The sequence below is a fragment of the Curtobacterium pusillum genome, from assembly GCF_007680845.1.
GTDB classification, from domain to species: Bacteria; Actinomycetota; Actinomycetes; order Actinomycetales; family Microbacteriaceae; genus Curtobacterium; species Curtobacterium pusillum_B.
In genome coordinates, this window is sequence record NZ_VEIY01000003.1 from 114,636 (window position 1) to 133,154 (window position 18,519).

Below are 18,519 nucleotides of genomic sequence, written 5' to 3' on the forward strand. Positions count from 1 at the left end.
GAGGGAGATCGCGTGAACGGATTCGATTGGATCCAGACCATCGTCTGGATCGGTCTGGTGCTCTTGCTCGGCGTGGTCGAGATCTTCACGCTCGACTTCATCTTCATCATGCTCGCGGCCGGTGCCGCCGGCGGGTTGATCGCAGCCCTGCTCGGCGCTCCGTGGTGGTTGTCCGCCATCATCGCCGCCGTCCTGGCCCTGGTGCTGCTGTCGCTCGTCCGACCCCGGCTGCTGACGGCGCTCGGCCGCGGCGCCGACCCGCACCGCACCAACGTCGAAGGACTCATCGGACTCCCCGGCACCGTCGCCGTCGCCTTCACGTCGAGCGCTCCCGGCCAGGTCCGCCTGGCCAACGGCGAGACCTGGAGCGCACGGATCTCCACCGCGTCATCCGACCGCACACCGCCGCTCGGGACCCCCGTGGTCGTCGAGTCGATCGAGGGGTCGACAGCTGTCGTCCGCATCGGAGAAAGGGCCACCTCGTGACCACCATCTCAGCCGGGACGATCGCACTGCTCGTCCTCATCCTGGTCGTCGTCATCTTCGTGATCGTCGTCCTGTCGCGCGCGATCCGGATCGTGCCGCAGGCGACCGCCGGGATCGTCGAACGGCTCGGGAAGTACCACAAGACCCTCAACCCTGGGTTGAACCTACTGGTGCCCTTCATCGACCGTCTCCGGCCGCTGCTCGACATGCGTGAGCAGGTCGTCTCGTTCCCGCCGCAGCCGGTGATCACCGAGGACAACCTGGTGGTCTCGATCGACACGGTCGTGTACTTCCAGGTCACCGACGCGCGGGCCGCGACGTACGAGATCGCGAACTACCTCGGCGCCGTCGAGCAGCTGACCACCACGACCCTCCGCAACGTGGTCGGTGGCCTCAACCTCGAAGAGGCCCTGACCAGTCGCGACAACATCAACGGGCAGCTCCGCGTCGTCCTCGACGAAGCGACCGGCAAGTGGGGCATCCGCGTCGGTCGCGTCGAGCTCAAGGCGATCGAGCCGCCCGTGTCCATCCAGGACGCCATGGAGCAGCAGCTGCGGGCCGAGCGGAGCCGTCGTGCGGCGATCCTGCAGGCCGAGGGCACGAAGCAGTCCCAGATCCTCGAGGCCGAGGGGCAGCGGCAGGCAGCCATCCTCGCGGCCGAGGGTGACGCCAAGGCCCAGGTGCTCCGGGCCGAGGGTGAAGCCCAGGCCATCGCCACCGTGTTCGACGCGATCCACACCGGCGACCCGGACGACAAGCTGCTCTCGTACCAGTACCTGCAGACGCTCCCGAAGATCGCCGAGGGCAGCGCGAACAAGCTCTGGATGATCCCGAGCGAGTTCACCGAGGCGCTCTCCGGCATCGCGAAGGGGTTCACGACCGGACGCACCGGCGGCGGTGCCGCCGGTGGAGCAGGCGGCGCCGGCGGGGACTTCCTCTCGCGCATCTCGAAGCTCGCGAACGAGAGCCTGGCGAACACCGCGGCCACCGACACCGCCAGCACCTCGGCTCCCCGTCCGGACGCCACCGCCGCGGACATCGTGCCGGAGTCCGAGCTCGACCAGCGCCTCGCAGAGTCGAACCGCAGCGTCGACGCGCACCTCGCCGCCGCCGACGACGAGACCGAGCAGCGACTCGGCGACGCACCCGCACCCGCACCCGCACCCCAGACCGACGGCTCCGCACCGACGGCGGGAGACGCCTCCGGTCACCGGACCAGCGACGGCTCCGGCCGGCGCTGACGCGGGCCGACGCCGACGCCCGGTGACGCCAGGAGGCGCGACACCGACAGGCGCGGCATCGACAGGTGCGGCGGCGAAAGGCGCGGCACCGCACTCCCCACACACGACGACGCCCGCCCCGGAGAACCGGGGCGGGCGTCGTCGTGTGTGCCGGCGGTGTCAGGCGCCGCGTCGTGCGCGGAGGAACTGCAGGCGCTCCTGCAGGAGTTCCTCGAGCTCTTCGCGCGAGCGCCGTTCGAGCAGCATGTCCCAGTGGGTCCTGGGTGCCTTCACGTCCTCTGCGGCGACCTCGACGGGGATCCCGTCGTCGCCGAGCAGCCGGCCTTCGCGCCCGGAACGGGGCTCGGACCAGGTCTGCGGGACGTCCGCGTCGGCGGAGAAGACGATGTCGAACGTCTCCCCCGAATCCGTCTGGTAGACCGCGCGCTTGCGGTCGGAGAGCTCGACGCCCTCTTCGCTCTGGAGACTCTGACTCCCGAGCCGCATGCCGCGGAGACTCCGATCAGCCATGTGTGTGCTCCTCTCGCTCGTCTGCCCTCCTCAACACTGTCCCACGCCGCATCCATCCCGGTCCGGCGCATTCACAGTCCGTTCCCAGTGGGCGGCGGCGGGCGTCAGGAGCGTCGAGCAGCAGACGGACGCCGACGCGTCCACGGTGCACACGCGAGCAACGTGAGCAGCCCGGCGAGCGAGAGCACGAGCACGATCGCCCCCGAGGCGACCGTCGCCGGTGTCGTGCTCGTCCCGAGCGGCACGTCCGTGATCATCGACGTGGCGGTGTAGGCCGGCACGCGGTCGATCGTCCGACCGGACGGGTCGATCACCTGCGAGGCACCCACCGTCGAGATGTTGACGAGCGAGCGCCCGGTCTCGATCGCCCGCATCCGGGCGATCTCGAGTTGCTGCAGGTTCTCGTCGGTGCCGTCGAAGTCGGCGTTGTTCGTCTGCGCCAGGATGACCTGCGCTCCCCCGCGCGCCATGTCCGTCGTGAGTCCGTCGTCGACGATGTCGAAGCAGATCGCGACCCCGACCCTGATGCCCGCGACCGGGAGCACGTTCGGCTTCGTCCCCGGCGTGTAGTCGCGTTGCAGCAGTCCGATGAGGGACGGCGCGAGCTTCGAGAAGAACCAGCGGTCCGGGACGTACTCGCCGAACGGCACGGGGCGCTTCTTGTCGTAGGAGGACTGCCAGCCGTCCTTCGTCCACACGAAGGAGGTGTTGTGCAGCACCCCCGACGAGGTCTGCGTGATGGCTCCGGCGACGAGCGGTGCCCCGACGGCGTCGACGACCGAGTCGAGCGCCGAGGCGATGACCGGCTGCTGTCGGGGGTCGTACTCGGCCGACGCCTCGGGCCAGACCACGAGGTCGACCCCCTTCGCTTCGACGTCGGTGGCGGCGACCTGCGCGTTCAGGACCTCGCCCGGTGATGCTCCGTCGAAGTACCCCGCGGGGCCGTTGCCCTGCACGGACTCGATGCGGATCGTGCCGTCGGTGGCGGTCGGCCACGCCGGGACCGCCAGGACGGCGGCGACGAGCAGCCCGGCGGTCGCGACGCGCATCGGCAGCCGGAGCGGGACCCCGGGGCTCCGCGGGACGACGAGCGCGAGCGACAGCACCACGGCGGTGCAGTAGACGACGATGAAGGTGAGGCCGAGGACGCCCACGTACGCGGCCAGGTGCGTGAACGGCCCCTCGGACTGCGACAGGCCGACGCGGCCCCAAGCGAAGCCCCCGTAGGGCCAGCTTCCCGAGAACCACTCGCGTCCGGTCCAGAGTGCGGCGACCACGGCCGGGAGGCCCCACACGCGTCCGGCGGTCGAGGGCACCACGCGCGCGACCCAGCGGTACGCCAGGGCGATCGCCACGCTGCCGAGGGCGAAGAACACGGCCTCGAACAGCGCCAGGGCGAACCACGGGACCGGGCCCAGGTACCGGCCGGCCCACGAGATCGCGGGAACGAGGAACGCGGCACCCGAGACGTAGCCGAGCCACGCGGCACGACGAGCGCGTTGGCCCATCGCGGCGAGGAGCATGCACGCGAGCGCCGGGTAGGCGAGGAACCACCAGCCCGGCGACGGGAACGACAGCGCGAAGAGCACGCCGCCGACGACCGCGAGCGGGAACGCCTGCGCGAGCGGCAGCGCGTCGAACGGACCACGCGCGAACGGGACCCGGGGGCTGTGGACCGGACCGCGCGCCGGGCGCACGGGAGTGTCGAGGAGCTGCACCGGGCCTCCTGTCAGACCGTCGCGTAGGCGACGATGCCACGGCGCACCGCGTCCGTCGCACGCCGGGCGGTCTGGGCCAGGGCGTCGTCGCCGGCGTTCCGGATCTGGTCGAGGAGGTCGATGACCTGCTTCGACCAGCGCACGAAGTCGCCGGCCGGCAGGTCGAGCGTCCGGAGGACGTCGTCGAGCGCGGAGCCGGACGCCCACCGGAACATGCCGACCGCCATCGCGGGGGTCGGCGGCTGCGAGCCGGCGAGCCGGGCGTCGCGCTCGATGTCGTCGAGGCGGGCCCAGATGTCGAGCGTCTCGTCGAGGGCGGGCCGGAACGCGCCGCGGGGCAGGGCGTGCTCGGTGCCGGGCGCGTCTTCGCGTCGGGGCTGGTAGACGATCGTCGCCGCCATCGCCGCGAGCTGCGCGGGGGTGAGTTCCTTCCAGACGCCGGCCTCGAGGCACTCGGCGACCAGCAGGTCCCGCTCGCCGTAGATCCGTTGCAGCCGCCGGCCACCGGCCGCGACCGTGGCCTCGCCGTCGTCGGTGGCGACGAGGTAGCCGAGCTGCAGGAGCACGTCGGTCACCCGGTCGAAGGTGGTGGCGACCGCGCCGGTGCGGGACCGGATCTGCTGCACGAGCTTGTCGTTGGCGCGCTTGAGCTTGTACCAGCGCTCGGACCACCGAGCGTGGGCTTCCCGGTCGGGGCAGGCGTGGCAGGGGTGCCGCTGCATCCGTCGTCGGACGTCCGTGATGGCGGCCTGGCGCTCGGCGCGCGCACCGTGCGACGCCTCCCGCCCGCCGGGGACGTTCGTCCCTTCGAGGTCGGAGAGCTCCCGACGGAGCGCCGCGTACTCGGTGAAGTCGCCGAGGTGGCACTGCATCGCCTGGCGGTAGCCGTCGAGCGACTCCTGCTGCGACCGGACCTTCCGCGCGAGGTCGACCACGGAGCGGTCCGCCTGGAACTGGGCGAACGAGGTCTCGAGGACCTCACGCGTGCGCTGCCGGCCGAACTGCTCGATGAGGTTCACGGCCATGTTGTAGGTCGGCTTGAACGACGAGTTGAGCGGGTAGGTGCGTCGACTCGCGAGCGACGCCACGGCCTGTGGGTCGAGTCCGTCCGACCACTGGATGACCGAGTGGCCCTCGACGTCGATGCCACGGCGTCCGGCACGACCGGTGAGCTGCGTGTACTCCCCCGGCGTGATCGGCACACGGGCTTCGCCGTTGAACTTCTCGAGCTTCTCGAGCACCACCGTCCGGGCCGGCATGTTCACACCGAGCGCCAGGGTCTCCGTCGCGAAGACGACCTTGAGGAGCTTGCGCTGGAAGAGGTCCTCGACGACCTCCTTGAAGGCCGGCAGGAGCCCGGCGTGGTGGGCGGCGACGCCCCGCTCGAGCCCCTCGAGCCACTCCCAGTAGCCGAGGACGGCGAGGTCTTCGTCGAGGAGCGTGCGGCAGTGGTACTCCGCCGTCTCGCGGATCTCGTTGCGTTCCTGCACGGTCGTCAGGGACAGGCCGGACCGGAGGATCTGCCGGACGCCCTGGTCGCACCCGTTGCGGCTGAACACGAAGAAGATCGCGGGCAGCAGCATGCGGTCGTCGAGCACCTTCGCGATCTGCTCGCGGTACATCTTCTCGGTCCGGGGGCCCCGACGCTCCGGGTACCCGCCGCGGCCGCGTCGACCGCGGTGTCCGCCGCCGTTCCGCTCGCTGCGGGCACCGCCGCCGACCAGGCGGAGGAGCTCCGGGTTCACCCGGTTCGTCGCCGCCGCACCGCTCGAGTCGAACAGGTCGACCATCTTGTTGCCGACGAGGACGTGCTGCTCGAGCGGGACCGGACGGTCCTCGGACACGATGACGTCGGTGTCGCCGCGCACGGTCTGCAGCCAGTCGCCGAACTCTTCCGCGTTGGACACCGTCGCGCTGAGGGAGACCAGGCGGACCTCGGTCGGGAGGTGCAGGATCACTTCTTCCCACACGGCGCCGCGGAAGCGGTCGGCGAGGTAGTGCACCTCGTCGAGGACCACCCACGCCAGGTCGTCGAGGAGGTCCGAGTCGGCGTAGATCATGTTGCGGAGCACCTCGGTGGTCATCACGACCACCCGGGCGCGCGGGTTCACGTTGGTGTCGCCGGTGAGCAGGCCGACCTCGGACTCGCCGTAGACGGCCACGAGCTCGGCGTACTTCTGGTTGCTCAGCGCCTTCATCGGCGTCGTGTAGAACACCTTCGCCGTGGGCTGCCGCATCGCGAGCCAGATCGCGAACTCCGCCACGATCGTCTTGCCGGCACCCGTGGGGGCGGCGACGAGCACGCTTCGGCCCTGGTCGAGCGAGTCGCAGGCCGCGAACTGGAACGGGTCGAGGTCGAAGCGCAGGTCGGTGCGGAACAGCTCGAGGTTGCGGGACCGGTTCCGGACCTTCGCCGCGGCGAACCGGTCGGCGGCGCTCGGGCCGGCGGCGGATCCCCCAGCGGTCGAGCGTCCGGCGGCGGGGGTCACAGGCCGTACTCTTCGTCGAGCTTCGCCTGGCGCTTCGCCATCCGACGGTCGTGGAACCACGTGACCGCACACGCCGCCACGTACAGCACGATCATCGGCACCGCGAGCAGGAACATCGAGATGACGTCGGCGCTCGGCGTCACGATCGCGCAGAACACCAGGATGCAGAGGATCGCTACGCGCCAGGACTTGATGATCGACGACGCCGACAGCACGCCGACGAAGTTGAGCAGCACCAGGAAGACCGGCAGCACGAACGCGATGCCGACCGCCACGATGAGCTTGATGACGAAGTCGTAGTACGCCTTCGCGTCGACGATCGAGGTGTCCTGGCTGGACACGAAGCTGCCGAGGATCCCGACGACGTGCGGCAGGATGTACCAGCCGAACCAGCAGCCGGCGAAGAACAGCGGGATCGCGGTGCCGAGGAAGCCGAACACGTACTGCTTCTCGCGCCGCACCAACGCCGGCACGATGAACGCCCACACCTGGTAGAGCCACACCGGGCTCGAGATGACGACGCCGATCGTGATCGCGATCTGCAGCTTGAGGTCGAACGCCCCCGTGATCATCGGGAAGTTGAGTTCCGCCGTGTGGCCGCCGACCCTGGCGAGCTGGGCGACCGGGGACCGCAACGAGTCGAGGACGAACGGCGTCAGGAACCAACCGCCGACCGCGCAGACCGCGATCGCGATGACCGCCTTGAACAGGCGGTTGCGCAGCTCGATGAGGTGCTGCCCGAGCGACATGCGGCCGTCGGTGTCCTTCGTCGGACGACCGGTCCGCCTCGCTCGCCCGCGCGCGGTCGTCGAAGCCATGTCGATGATCCTACGGGACCGGGACCGACAGTCCGCCGCGGGTGTCGGTTCCTTCCCAGAACGGGTGCGATGGGAAGCGGAAACGGGCGTACCGGGCGGAAAGGATCGGCCAGGTACGCCCGGTTTCGGCAGGTACGCCCGGTTCTGCCCGGGACGCCCGGGTGCGCGCGGGGCGCGGGCGCGCGCGACCCCCGGCCTCCAGGTCACGACGCCAGCGCGGTTCTTCCCAGAACGCGTGCGATGGGAAGCGGGAACGGGCGTACCTGATCGAAAGGATCGACACGGTACGCCCGGTTCCGGCAGGTACGCCCGGTTTCGGCAGGTACGCCACGGACGCGGGACCGCGGGACGGGAGGCGCGGGGCGGGCTGGCACCGCGCCTCCAGTCCGACGGTGGCCGGCTCGCGCCGGGGGCGACGTGTCGTCAGTCGGCCGCGAGTGCTGCCGCGGCGAAGTCTCGCACCGCGGCGCGCGCCGCGGGCGGGTCGAGCACCACCGCGCGCCCGGGGAGCCCCGCCACCAGACGCACGACGCCGTCGAACCCGTTCGACGCGGCGAGGCGGATCCGCACGCGCCCGTCGTCGTCCGGCGCGTCCGCGGTGTCCGCGAGGAAGTCCGCGACGAGCGGCAGCGACGACGAGTCGAGCTCGACGGTGACGATGACGTCCTCGGCGGACTGCTGGAACAGGGTGTCCGGGATGACGACGTCGTCGATCGACTTCTCGGCCGCGCGCTCGTCGACCCGCACGCCGGACATCCGGTCGAGTCGGAACGTCCGGAGCGCCTGCCGGTCGAGGTCCCACGCGCGGAGGTACCAGTCGGTGTCGATCGACTCGACGCGCAGCGCGTCGACACGTCGGGTGCCGCCCTGGGTGCGCGGTCCGGCGTACTCGAACGCGAGCCCGCGGCCGTCCGCCATCGCGCGGCGGATCGTTGCGAGGGCGACGTCGTGGAGGTCCTGTCCGACCGTGACGTTCGCCGCCGCTCCCCCGGCGCCGCGGGACAGCTTGGCCATGAGGGCGCGGATCGCGTCGCGGTCGGCCGCTTCGGGTAGGGCGGAGAGGTACTGCAGGCCGGCGATGAGCGCGGACGCTTCGCGGGCGGAGAGCCGCGGGGAGTCGTCGATCGCGACGAGGTTCGTCAGGACGATCATGTCGTTCTGGTCGAAGTCGTCCCAGGCGATGTCGAACAGGTCGCCGTGCTGGTACTGCATGGTCTCGCCGGGGACACCCGAGACCGCGATGAGCTCGACGGCGCGGCGGATCCGGGTCTCGGGGACGCCGAAGTGGCGGGCGGCCTCGGCGACGGAGACGCGCTCGCGGTCGATGAGGTACGGGACGAGGGCGAGGAGGAAGGCGAGCTTGTCCTGCGCCTGGAGCGGTTGCTGCTCAGCCACGGTCGCTCCCTTCCTGCTCGGTCGTTCCGGTCCGTTCGGTCGCCTCGTGGTCCGCGACCAGCGCCCGGAGCCGTTCGGTGACGCGGCGGCGCAGGTCGTCCGGCTCGAGCACCCGCACCTCGGGACCGTAGGCCGCGAGTTCCTCGGCGAGGATCTGCGGGTCGACGTGGTGCAGCACGAGCACGCCGTCGTCGTCCGTCTCGGTGTCCCGGCGGCGCGCCAGCCGACGTTCGGCGTCCGACCCGGGCACGACGCGGATCCGCGCCGTGCGGGTCGCCCAGATGCGTTCGAGCTCGGTGAGGGCGCGCTCCCCCGCCCCCGCCGGAGCGGGGTGCTGCCCGACCTCGTACTGGGCGACCGGACCGACGATGCGTGACAGCAGGTAGTTCTTGTCGCTGTCGGTGGCGAACTCGTGCGCGGCGAGCATCCACCGGCCGCCGTGCTGGACGAGCGCGAGCGGCGCGACCTGGCGACGGCGGGCGTCGTGCTGACCGGGGGTGATGTAGTCGAACCGGACGGCTGCACCGCGGTCGAGGGCCGACCGGAGGGGTTCGAACGCGACGTCGCGCGCGCGGAGCCGCGGGGCGTAGGCGTCGACACCGAGCGTCCCGACACTGCCGGCCCCGCCGCCGTCGCCGCGGTGCTCGCTGTCGCCGCTGGCGTCGTCGTCCTCGGAGCCCGCCGAACGGACCTTGAGCAGACCGCGGCGGGAGTCGGCGGACAGCGCCCCTTCACGCCACGCCATGGCCGCGAGCGACAGCAGCGCGGACTCGTCCGGCGTGAACCGGACGTCGACGGGTAGGTCGTACTCGCCCTTCGGGATCCGGTACCGGAGCGTCTGGTTGTTGCCGGCCGCGCCGGGGGTCTCGATCGTCTCGAGCGGGATGCCGAGTTCACGGACGTCGTCCTTGTCACGCTCGAACTGGCGCTCCAGCGAGGCGTTGTCGCCGCCGGTCGTGAAGCGCTGGCGGTACCCCTGCACGTTCGCGAGGATCTCGCCCTTGGTCAGCCCGGACTCCGTCGAGAGCAGCGCGAGCACCAGGCTGAACAGCCGTTCCTCGGCAGGCACACGGGGCACACGGGTCGCTGGCACGAGCCGATCCTACGGCAGCGCGGGTGCACCGAAGTGCATCCGCGCCGCCGTCCGTGGATGGTCGGACGAGGTCAGCTCGCGGTCTTCCCGAGGACGTCGATCACGTACGCGTAGGCCGTTCCCTGCTGGTGCACGATCGCGAGGACCTGGTCGCCGACGCGGTGCCCGAGGATGGCGGTCCGGACGCCTTCCTGCACCTGGCCCTTGGCGAGCGGGACCGTCTGCGCGCCCGAGCCGTCGGTCCAGCTGGAGCCGGCGACCGAGGACTCGGTCCCGTCGGTCCCCCACGTCACGGCGGTGTACTTGATGATCGCGCTGTCCTTCGCGGTGAGCTCGGCGCCGTGTCCCTTGCGGAGCAGGTGCGTCTCGTCCGACTTCGGGGCGGTCCACGACGGGATCGTGATGCCGGGCGCGCCGGACGGGGCGAGCACGACGGCGGGCATGCCGTCGCCGGCCAGCTGGGGCGTCCCGGTGGCACGGGCGTCGAACGCGCGCTTGACGTCGATGACCGCGACGACGGCGTCCTCGGTCTTCTTCGACGAGGTGCTCGTGTCGCCGGTGTCCGAGGAGCTCACGGCGCTCTTCGGCAGGGCCACCGCGAGGCGGTCACCGACGTGCGCGCACTCGAGGGACGCACCGAGCGCGCCGTAGTTGTCGGCGCCGGCGGTGATCGGGGCGGTCTGGCCCGAGTAGCCGCTCGTCTGCGCGACATCGCCCGTGGCGCCGTCGACGAGGGTGTACTCGATGAGGACGGGGGTGCCGTCCTCGATCTCGCGGCCGTTGCCGGACTTCAGGACGGAGACCTGCGTGCCCTTCGTGGTGAGGCCGCTCGGGATGGAGACCTTCGGCTCCTTGCCGAACGAACCGGTCGCGGTCACCGCCTCGGACGCGGCGCCCGGGGCGGCGCAGCTCGACGGCGTGCTGCCGGCCCCGCTGGCCGCGCACCCGGTGAGTGCTGCGGCGAGGCCGATGGTGACCAGGAGTGCGGGGATGGTGCGCACGGACCCTCTTTCCGTTCGATGCAGGACGGGCACGGTGCGTAGCCTACCGGTCGTCCTCAGCAGGCCCGTCCGTGGGCGCGGGGGCTCCCGCGTCGGACGCACCGGCCTCGGCAGCAGCGACCTTGCGGGCCTGTGCGGCAGCCTGACGAGCGACCTTGCGGAGCTTCTTGTCGCTCGCGGAACGCTCGCCGACGGCACCGGGGGTCCAGGCCTCCACGTCCTCGTCCGAGAACTCGACCTTGCCTGCGCGACGCTTCAGGTTGGGGAGCACGACGCCGTCGGCCAGCCGGCGCGCCGTGACGAGGAACCCGGTGTGCCCGACCATCCGGTGGTCCGGACGCACGGCGAGCCCTTCGACGTGCCAGGTCCGCACGAGCGTCTCGCTCGACTGCGGGTCCGTGAAGCGGCCGGTGTCCCGCAGTGCCTCGGCCGTGCGGGAGAGCTGGGTGACGGTCGCGACGTAGCAGACGATGAGGCCACCGGGCACGAGGGCGTCGGCTGCGGCGTCGACGCACTCCCACGGCGCGAGCATGTCGAGCACGACGCGGTCGATGCTCTGTTCGTCGGTCGCGCCCGGGAGCTCCTCGACGAGGTCCCCGACCGTGACGGACCAGTTGTCCGGGACGGCACCGAGGAACGTGCCGACGTTGCCGCGGGCGATCGCGGCGAACTCCTCGCGCCGCTCGAAGGACTGCAGCTGCCCGGTCGGGCCGATCGCACGGAGGAGGAAGAGCGAGAGTGCGCCGGAGCCCACGCCGGCCTCGACCACGCGGGCGCCGGGGAACACGTCCGCGAAGGCCACGATCTGCGCCGCGTCCTTCGGGTAGACGATCGCGGCACCGCGGGGCATCGACATGACGTAGTCGTTGAGGAGCGGGCGCAGTGCGAGGTACTCGTCGCCGGTGCTCGCGCGGATGACCGACCCGTCCGGCTGGCCGATGACGTCGTCGTGCCGGAGCACGCCGCGGTGCGTGTGGTACTCGCCGGCGACCTCCAGCGACAGCGTCGTGAGTTTGCCCTTCGGACCCGTCAGCTGGACGCGGTCGCCGGCGCGGAACGGGCCGCGCGGCGGGGTGTGCGGTGCGCCGCCGGCGGTGTGCGGGAGCGCGTCCGTGAGGGACTGGGTCTCGTCGGTCATCGTGCGACCTCCTGGGTGCGGGCCGCGAGGGCCGGGCCGGTCAACTCGATGAGCCGGTCGACGTCGACGTCCGCGAGGGTGGTCAGGTGGACGTCGCCACCGGCGATGTCGGACAGCGGGACGATGTGCTCGACGGCCACGGTCACCGCGCCGGACGCCACGGCCGAGGCGACCCCGGTCGCGGAGTCCTCGATCGCTACGCAGGCGGTCGCGTCGACGCCGAGCTGTGCCGCGGCGAACAGGTAGGCGTCCGGGTACGGCTTCGGACGCTCGACGTCGTCGCCGGCCACGACGACGCGGAAGCCGCGCTCCCCGAGTGCGTCAGCGGCGACGAGTGCCATCTTCCGGCGGGACATCGTGACGAGTGCCGTCGGGATGCCGCGGGCGTGCAGCCCCTCGATGAGTTCGCGGGCACCGGGACGCCACGGCAGCTCACCGTCGAGCAGCCGCTCCATCACGTAGTCGGTCATCCACTGGACGATCTCCTCGACCTCCATGTCGACGCCCTTGTCGCGCAGGATCTCCCCCGACCGCTCGAGGCCGCTGCCCACCAGGGACAGACCGTCTTCGTGGGTCCAGACGGCACCGTGGCGAGCGGTCAGCTCCACCTGGGACTGCTGCCAGATCGGCTCGGTGTCGATGATCGTGCCGTCCATGTCCCACAGCACGGCTGCGGGCGGGACGAGGGCGGAGGGTTGCGCGGTCACGGGCGACGAGTCTACCGGGGCGGTTCCGCTCACCGCGGACGGGCGGGCGCGCTGCCGCTCCGGGGCCATATCCTTGTTGCTGCGAATCGTGTCCGGCCGCGCTCGGCCCCCGCCGCCCGCGCCCCGCTCCACCACCAGGAGGTCCCGTCCGTGCCACAGCACTCCCCCTTCAGCGACGGGCGGTTGCTCGTCGTCGCGTTCGAGGGCTGGAACGACGCCGGCGAAGCGGCCAGCGGTCTCGCCCGGCGCATCGTCGAGTCGCTCGAGCTCGACGAACTGCGCGAGCTCGACGGTGAGCGGTACGTCGACTACCAGTTCAACCGGCCGAACGTCGGCACCGACGACAACGGCGACCGCGGGATCCAGTGGCCGCGCATCGTCCTCCACGGCCCCGGCGCGGAAGGGCGACCCGTCATCGGCGCCACCGGCTCGCCCACCGAGCGGGACGTCTTCGTGCTCGTCGGCCCCGAGCCGTCCCGCACCTGGCGCGGCTTCTGCGCGGAGATCATCGACCTGGCCGACGTCTACTCGATCGACGCGGTCGTGTTCGTCGGGGCGATGCTCGCCGACGTGCCGCACACCCGACCGATCTCCGTCTTCGTCTCGAGCGAGAACGCCGGGGTCCGTGCGGCGTTCGACGTCGACAAGTCATCGTACGAGGGGCCGACCGGCATCCTCGGGGTGCTCGCCGACGCGATGGACAAGGCCGGACTGACGACCCTGTCGCTCTGGGCGTCAGTGCCGCACTACGTGCACAACTCCCCGTCGCCCAAGGCCACACTGTCCCTGCTCGACAAGATCGAGGAGCTCACCGACGTGACCGTCCCTCGCGGGTCGCTGCTCGACGACGCGACCGAGTGGGAAGAGGGCATCGACGCCCTCGCCGCCGACGATGAGGACATGGCGTCGTACATCGGCCAGCTCGAGCAGCAGCGCGACACCGTGGACTCCCCCGAGGCGTCGGGCGACGCCATCGCGCAGGAGTTCGAGCAGTACCTGCGGCGTCGGGAGCGCAAGGACGGCAAGGACGGCGGGACCGCCGGCGGCGAGGGCTTCCGCCCGCCGCAGTAGGCGGGGGGGGCCCGGGCCGGGCGACGGGCCGCCCCGCCCCGCCTCCCCGAGCGGGCGATCTACGTCCCGCTCGGCGCCGCCGACCGGCACGTTCCGCCCGCTCGCCGAACGCGAGCGGCGTGTCGTGCCCGCTCGCGGACCGCTCGGCGCCCGCTCGCGGACCGCTCGGCGACCGCTCGATCGCCGGCACCGCGTGCACCGAGCGGGCGATCGGCACCCGCGCCGCGGCGCCCCGTCAGGCCAGGCGGATACCGAGCAGGGCGTCCACCAGGTCCACGAGCTCCGCCGTGACCGCCGTCCCGCCCGCGATGGCCGTGTCGACCGCCGCGACCGCGCCGGGCGTGTCGAGGTCGTCCGCGACCCGAGCACGGATCCGGGCGATGACCTCGGCGGCGTCGTCGGCGTGACCGGCATCGGCGCCGGAGGCCCAGGCGTCCCAGGTCGCCAGCCGCGTCGTCGCACTCGTGAGCTCGGCGTCGAACCACTCCCAGTCGTCCGAGTACTTGTGCGAGAGCAACGCCAGCCGGATCGCACGAGGGTCGGCACCGTCGTCGAGCAGTCCGCGCACGGTGACGAGGTTGCCGAGCGACTTCGAGATCTTCTCGCCCTGGTAGGCGATCATCCCGGTGTGCACGAAGGCGTTCGCCAGCGGCTGGTGCGCGAGCGCTGCGGCGTGCCCGGCGCTCATCTCGTGGTGCGGGAAGACGAGGTCGCTCCCCCCGCCCTGGACGCTGATCGGCAGACCGAGTCGGTCGCCCGCGATCACGCTGCACTCGATGTGCCAGCCGGGCCGTCCGGCACCGACCACGGAGTCCCAGCTCGGTTCGCCGTCTCGCGCGGCACGCCACAGGAGCGGGTCGAGTCGATCGCGCTTGCCGACGCGGTCGGGGTCGCCGCCGCGCTCGGCCGACAGCGCGAGCATCGTCTCGCGGTCGAGGCCGCTCTCGTCGCCGAGGGTCCAGGCTTCGGTCGGGCGGTTCACGTCGAAGTAGACGTCGTCGCCGGTGGAGTCAGGAGTCGGGACCTCGTACGCGTACCCGGTCTCCTTGAGGAACGCGACGGCTTCGGCGACGCGTCCGACCTCGTCCGTCACCGCGACGTAGTCGTCCGGCGGCAGGACCCGGAGTGACTCCATGTCCCGGCGGAAGAGGTCGATCTGCGACGCGGCGAGTTCGCGCCAGTCGACCCCGTCCCGAGCAGCGCGCTCGAGCAGGGGGTCGTCGACGTCGGTCGTGTTCTGCGCGTACTCGACCTCGAGCCCGGCGTCGCGCCAGATACGACCCAGGGTGTCGAACGCCAGGTAGGTCGCGGCGTGCCCGAGGTGCGTCGCGTCGTACGGGGTGATGCCGCAGACGTAGAGCGCGGCTCGCTCGTCGCCACCGGTCGGGTCGACGGGCTTGCCGGTCGCCGTGTCGTGCACGACCGGGCGGGGCGCGGAACCGGGGACTTCGGGGACGGACGGGACCTGCCAGGCCCTCACGGCTGGATCACTCCGAGCGACAACAACACGAGGAGAACGATACCGAGTGCGATCCGGTAGACCACGAAGGGAAGGAAGCTGCGCTTGCTGATGTAGTTCATGAACGCGGCGATCACGACGAAGCCGACGACGAACGCGACGACGGTCGCGATGAGGGTGTCCGCGAGACCGAACGGGGCGCCGGTGTCCCCGAGGCTCGTCGCCGCCTCGTACAGCCCCGACAGGAACACCGCGGGGACGGCGAGCAGGAAGGCGAACCGGGCCGCCGCGGGACGGGTGTAGCCGAGGGCCAGCCCCATCGAGACCGTCGCTCCGGACCGGGACACCCCCGGCACCAGGGCGAGCACCTGCGCGAGGCCGATCAGGATCCCGCCACCGAAGGTCATGTGCTCGATGCGCCGGACCTTCCTGCCGAGGACGTCGGCGACCCCGAGCACGATGCCGAACACCACGAGGACGATCGCCACGATCCACAGCGACCGGAAGGTGGTCTCGATCGAGTCCTTGAGCAGGATGCCGGCGATGCCGATCGGGATCGTCCCGATGATCACGAGCCACCCCAGGCGGGCGTCCGGGTCGTTGCGCGGCACGGTCTTCCCCGCGAGCGACCGGAACCACCGCCCGATGATCCGGGTGATGTCCCGCCAGAAGTAGATGAGCACGGCGGTCTCGGTGCCGAGCTGGGTCACCGCGGTGAACGCTGCACCCGGGTCCTTCGCGTCCGGCAGGAACAAGCCGACGATGCGCAGGTGCGCGCTCGACGAGACGGGCAGGAACTCGGTGAGCCCCTGGACGAAGCCGAGGAAGATCGCCTCGAGGATGTGCATCGCGTGCGGGCCTTTCGGGGAGGAAGGTCAGGACACCGCCACGAGGGCGACCATCAACAATATCAGTACGTGGCGAGGAGGTCCCCGAGGACGCGCCGACCGAACGCCAGGGCGTCGAGCGGCACCCGCTCGTCGACCCCGTGGAACATCGCGGGGAAGTCCACCCGGGCGGGCAGCTGCAGTGGCACGAAGCCGTACCCGGCGATGCCGAGGGTCGACAGCGCCTTGTTGTCCGTCCCGCCGGAGAGCAGGTACGGCAGGACCGGAGCCCCGGGGTCGTGCCGCTCGAGGACGTCCCGCACGGCATCGACCAAGGGGCCGCCGAAGTCCTGTTCCAGCCCGATGTCCCGGAAGGACATCACGACCTCGACGTCGTCACCGGCGAGCTCCCGCACGCGCGCGAGCACGGACTCCTCGTCGCCGGGCAGGCACCGGATGTCCACGAGGGCCTCGGCGTGGTCGGGGATGACGTTGTGCTTGTAGCCGGCCGTGAGGACCGTCGGGTTCGAGGTCGTGTGCAGCGCCGCGTGGATGAAGCGCGAGGCCGACCCCGTCGCGAGGGCGACCTCGTCCGGGCCGGTCACGGTCGGGTCCACCCCGAGGAACCGCGCGACCTCGGCCACCATCGCGTCCGTGGTGGCCGACAGTCGGACCGGCCACTCCTCGCTGCCGATGCGGGCGACCGCCGCCGCCAGCTTCGTGATCGCGTTGTCGTGGATCACGTGCGACCCGTGCGCCGCGGTACCCGTGGCGACGAGCTTGATCCACATCAGGGCCTTCTCGCCCGTCTGCAGCAGGTACGCCCGCCGGTCGCCGAGGGTGATCGAGTACCCACCGACCTCGCTGATCGCCGCACTCGCCCCCGCGAAGACCTCGGGGTGGTTGTCGACGACGTAGTGCGACCCGAGGACTCCCCCGGCTTCTTCGTCGGCGAAGTAGGCGATCACGAGGTCGCGCTCCGGCGCACCCTGCTGCTCGATGACGTCGGCCAGCGACGTGAGCATCATCGCGTCCATGTTCTTCATGTCGACGGCGCCGCGACCCCAGAGCGAGCCGTCCTTGATCTCGCCGCCGAACGGGTCCACCGACCAGTTCGCCGGGTCCGCCGGCACGACGTCGAGGTGTCCGTGCACGACCAGCGCCGGCTTGTCGCGGTCGCGCCCAGGGACCCGCGCGACGACGCTGACGCGGTCGGGTTCGGACTCGAACAGCTGCGGTTCGAGCCCGAGCGCCCGGAGCTTCGCCTCGACGTAGTGCGCGGCCTCGGTCTCGCCGCGCGACTTCCCTTCGCCCCAGTTCGTGGTGTCGATGCGGATGAGGTCGCGGGCGATGGCCGCCGTGGCCTCGAGGTCGGTCAGCGTGGCCTCCGGGTGCGTCATGCCACCACGCTACCGGTCCCCGCCGACGCCCCTCCCGTGCGTGACCCCGCGGGACGCGCCCGGGATGCGCGGCCGTGTTCATCGTGCGTTCAGAGGCGTGCTAGTGTCTTCTCTCGGCAGGAACGCCGGGTTCGCCCCGGGAAACAGACACCAGACACCCTGTCCGGGTGGCGGAATTGGTAGACGCGCTAGCTTGAGGTGCTAGTGCCCGTATTAGGGCGTGGGGGTTCAAGTCCCCCCTCGGACACACAGAGCGAATGCCCCTGGCCTGCTGGCCGGGGGCATTCCGCGTTCCTCCGGTCCTCGGCCGCTCCGTCCACACTCGTGCACGCGCATGATCCGACACGGCACCGGTCGTTCAACCCGTGCGACGTCGACGGATGCACACGCAACGGTTGCGCGCGCATGAGGCGACACCGCAGGCGTCGATCGACGCGCGTGTTGTCGCACCACGCACGCGGACGCCCCGAGCGCGACCCGCCCCCGCCCCGCCCCGCCCCGCCGGCCCACCGCACCACACGGCGGACGGGAGGCGCGGTGCCAGCCCGCACCGCGCCTCCCGTCCGCCACCACCAGCGTCAGCGCGACCGCCGCACCCGCCGCACCACCAGCACGACCGCGCCGAGCGCCGCCAACCATCCCCAGTTGGCGACCAGCGGATCGAGCAGCTGGTGCCGCCAGTCCCGCCGCGAGGACCCGAGCCGCGACGACACCGGGTGGTTCCCGATCTCGGCCCGGACCCCGGTCTCGCGGATGACGCGGTCGGGCCTCCCGTGCAAGGCGTCCGTCACCCGGTGCGTGGCCACGTCGATGCGGTCGCCGATGACGAGGAGCATCCAGTGCGCCAGCCGCCCCTCGCTGAACCGCACGTAGGCGTACCGCCGGACGACCCCGGCGAGACCCGACAGGGGCTGCGCGGTGCCGAACACCGGCGTGACGTGCGCGTGCTCGATGGACCGCTCGCGGCCGGATGCACCGTCCTGCTGCGCGGGGACCTCCCAGTGCGCGCCCGTGGCGGCTCCGGCGTCCCGGGAGAGCTTCGGCACGGACGGGCGCTGCTCGAGGTCGAGGTCGCTCCCCCAGCCCGGGATGCGGGCTCGGAGCTCCTCGGCCGAGGGGACCCGGCGCGGCGGGTCGGCGATGTACGGGGTGTGATCGGACACGGG

The 18,519-nt window shown here is 71.6% G+C and carries 15 protein-coding genes, 1 tRNA gene and 1 pseudogene; 4 read left to right on the top strand and 13 right to left on the bottom strand.

The annotated features are described in order from the left end of the window. The first annotated feature begins 12 nt into the window (after window positions 1-12). The gene (locus tag FS825_RS08220) at window positions 13-486 is read left to right on the top strand and encodes an NfeD family protein (RefSeq protein WP_144712061.1); all 474 of its coding nucleotides are present in this window, start codon (window positions 13-15) and stop codon (window positions 484-486) included. Continuing rightward, window positions 483-1,403: pseudogene (locus tag FS825_RS08225) on the top strand (SPFH domain-containing protein); the annotation flags it as partial. The gene FS825_RS08220 and the pseudogene FS825_RS08225, both read left to right, overlap by 4 nt. 483 nt (window positions 1,404-1,886) lie before the next feature. Here the strand turns inward: FS825_RS08225 and FS825_RS08230 are convergent. From FS825_RS08230 to FS825_RS08270, 9 genes are all read right to left on the bottom strand, one after another. Next, window positions 1,887-2,237, bottom strand: coding sequence for an RNA polymerase-binding protein RbpA (locus FS825_RS08230; protein WP_144712063.1), 351 nt, complete (start codon window positions 2,235-2,237; stop codon window positions 1,887-1,889). Window positions 2,238-2,341: 104 nt separating this feature from the next. Next, entirely contained in the window at window positions 2,342-3,955 is a 1,614-nt protein-coding gene (lnt, locus tag FS825_RS08235; protein WP_260981092.1) for an apolipoprotein N-acyltransferase, read from the bottom strand. An 11-nt stretch (window positions 3,956-3,966) separates the two neighbouring features. Further along, window positions 3,967-6,444 carry a DEAD/DEAH box helicase gene (locus FS825_RS08240; RefSeq protein WP_144712064.1) on the bottom strand — a complete coding sequence of 826 codons (2,478 nt, stop codon included), beginning with the start codon at window positions 6,442-6,444 and terminating at the stop codon, window positions 3,967-3,969. Further along, window positions 6,441-7,193 carry a twin-arginine translocase subunit TatC gene (tatC, locus tag FS825_RS08245; protein ID WP_144712507.1) on the bottom strand — a complete coding sequence of 251 codons (753 nt, stop codon included), beginning with the start codon at window positions 7,191-7,193 and terminating at the stop codon, window positions 6,441-6,443. Before tatC ends, FS825_RS08240 begins: the two co-directional genes overlap by 4 nt. 492 nt (window positions 7,194-7,685) lie before the next feature. After that, complete coding sequence (locus tag FS825_RS08250; protein ID WP_144712065.1) at window positions 7,686-8,657, bottom strand: helix-turn-helix transcriptional regulator; 972 nt, start codon at window positions 8,655-8,657, stop codon at window positions 7,686-7,688. Then, complete coding sequence (locus tag FS825_RS08255; protein ID WP_144712066.1) at window positions 8,650-9,750, bottom strand: helix-turn-helix transcriptional regulator; 1,101 nt, start codon at window positions 9,748-9,750, stop codon at window positions 8,650-8,652. The genes FS825_RS08250 and FS825_RS08255 overlap by 8 nt, the downstream gene beginning before the upstream one ends. Before the next feature lie 71 nt (window positions 9,751-9,821). After that, window positions 9,822-10,751 (bottom strand): FKBP-type peptidyl-prolyl cis-trans isomerase, encoded by a 930-nt coding sequence (locus tag FS825_RS08260; protein WP_144712067.1) that lies wholly within the window; start codon window positions 10,749-10,751, stop codon window positions 9,822-9,824. 43 nt (window positions 10,752-10,794) lie between these two features. After that, window positions 10,795-11,889, bottom strand: a complete 1,095-nt coding sequence (locus FS825_RS08265; RefSeq protein WP_260981093.1) for a tRNA (adenine-N1)-methyltransferase — start codon at window positions 11,887-11,889, stop codon at window positions 10,795-10,797. Then, a complete protein-coding gene (locus tag FS825_RS08270; protein WP_260981094.1) occupies window positions 11,886-12,596 on the bottom strand; it encodes an HAD family hydrolase in 711 nt (236 codons plus the stop codon). The genes FS825_RS08265 and FS825_RS08270 overlap by 4 nt, the downstream gene beginning before the upstream one ends. Window positions 12,597-12,746: 150 nt before the next feature. Between FS825_RS08270 and FS825_RS08275 the strand changes: the two genes are divergently transcribed. Further along, window positions 12,747-13,667 (top strand): proteasome assembly chaperone family protein, encoded by a 921-nt coding sequence (locus FS825_RS08275; RefSeq protein ID WP_144712068.1) that lies wholly within the window; start codon window positions 12,747-12,749, stop codon window positions 13,665-13,667. Between the two features lie 235 nt (window positions 13,668-13,902). Here the strand turns inward: FS825_RS08275 and mshC are convergent, their stop codons facing one another. The 3 genes from mshC to FS825_RS08290 form a co-directional block, all read right to left on the bottom strand. After that, window positions 13,903-15,147 (bottom strand): cysteine--1-D-myo-inosityl 2-amino-2-deoxy-alpha-D-glucopyranoside ligase, encoded by a 1,245-nt coding sequence (gene mshC, locus FS825_RS08280; protein WP_144712069.1) that lies wholly within the window; start codon window positions 15,145-15,147, stop codon window positions 13,903-13,905. After that, window positions 15,144-15,974, bottom strand: a complete 831-nt coding sequence (locus tag FS825_RS08285) for an undecaprenyl-diphosphate phosphatase (protein WP_144712070.1) — start codon at window positions 15,972-15,974, stop codon at window positions 15,144-15,146. Before FS825_RS08285 ends, mshC begins: the two co-directional genes overlap by 4 nt. A gap of 62 nt (window positions 15,975-16,036) precedes the next feature. After that, a complete protein-coding gene (locus FS825_RS08290; protein WP_144712071.1) occupies window positions 16,037-17,353 on the bottom strand; it encodes a M20/M25/M40 family metallo-hydrolase in 1,317 nt (438 codons plus the stop codon). A gap of 161 nt (window positions 17,354-17,514) precedes the next feature. Here FS825_RS08290 and FS825_RS08295 point away from each other — a divergent pair. Then, a tRNA-Leu gene (locus FS825_RS08295) sits at window positions 17,515-17,600 on the top strand. 331 nt (window positions 17,601-17,931) lie between these two features. On the opposite strand, the gene FS825_RS08300 is transcribed toward FS825_RS08295, so the two are convergent. Next, complete coding sequence (locus FS825_RS08300; protein WP_260981095.1) at window positions 17,932-18,516, bottom strand: hypothetical protein; 585 nt, start codon at window positions 18,514-18,516, stop codon at window positions 17,932-17,934. Between the last annotated feature and the right edge of the window lie 3 nt (window positions 18,517-18,519).

Excerpts from the sequence above, each read along its gene's own strand:
- FS825_RS08230 (WP_144712063.1), bottom strand. The coding sequence starts at position 2,237 with ATGGCTGATCGGAGTCTCCGCGGCATGCGGCTCGGGAGTCAGAGTCTC.
- tatC (WP_144712507.1), bottom strand. The coding sequence starts at position 7,193 with ATGTCGCTCGGGCAGCACCTCATCGAGCTGCGCAACCGCCTGTTCAAG.
- FS825_RS08265 (WP_260981093.1), bottom strand. The coding sequence starts at position 11,889 with ATGACCGACGAGACCCAGTCCCTCACGGACGCGCTCCCGCACACCGCC.
- FS825_RS08285 (WP_144712070.1), bottom strand. The coding sequence starts at position 15,974 with ATGCACATCCTCGAGGCGATCTTCCTCGGCTTCGTCCAGGGGCTCACC.
- FS825_RS08290 (WP_144712071.1), bottom strand. The coding sequence starts at position 17,353 with ATGACGCACCCGGAGGCCACGCTGACCGACCTCGAGGCCACGGCGGCC.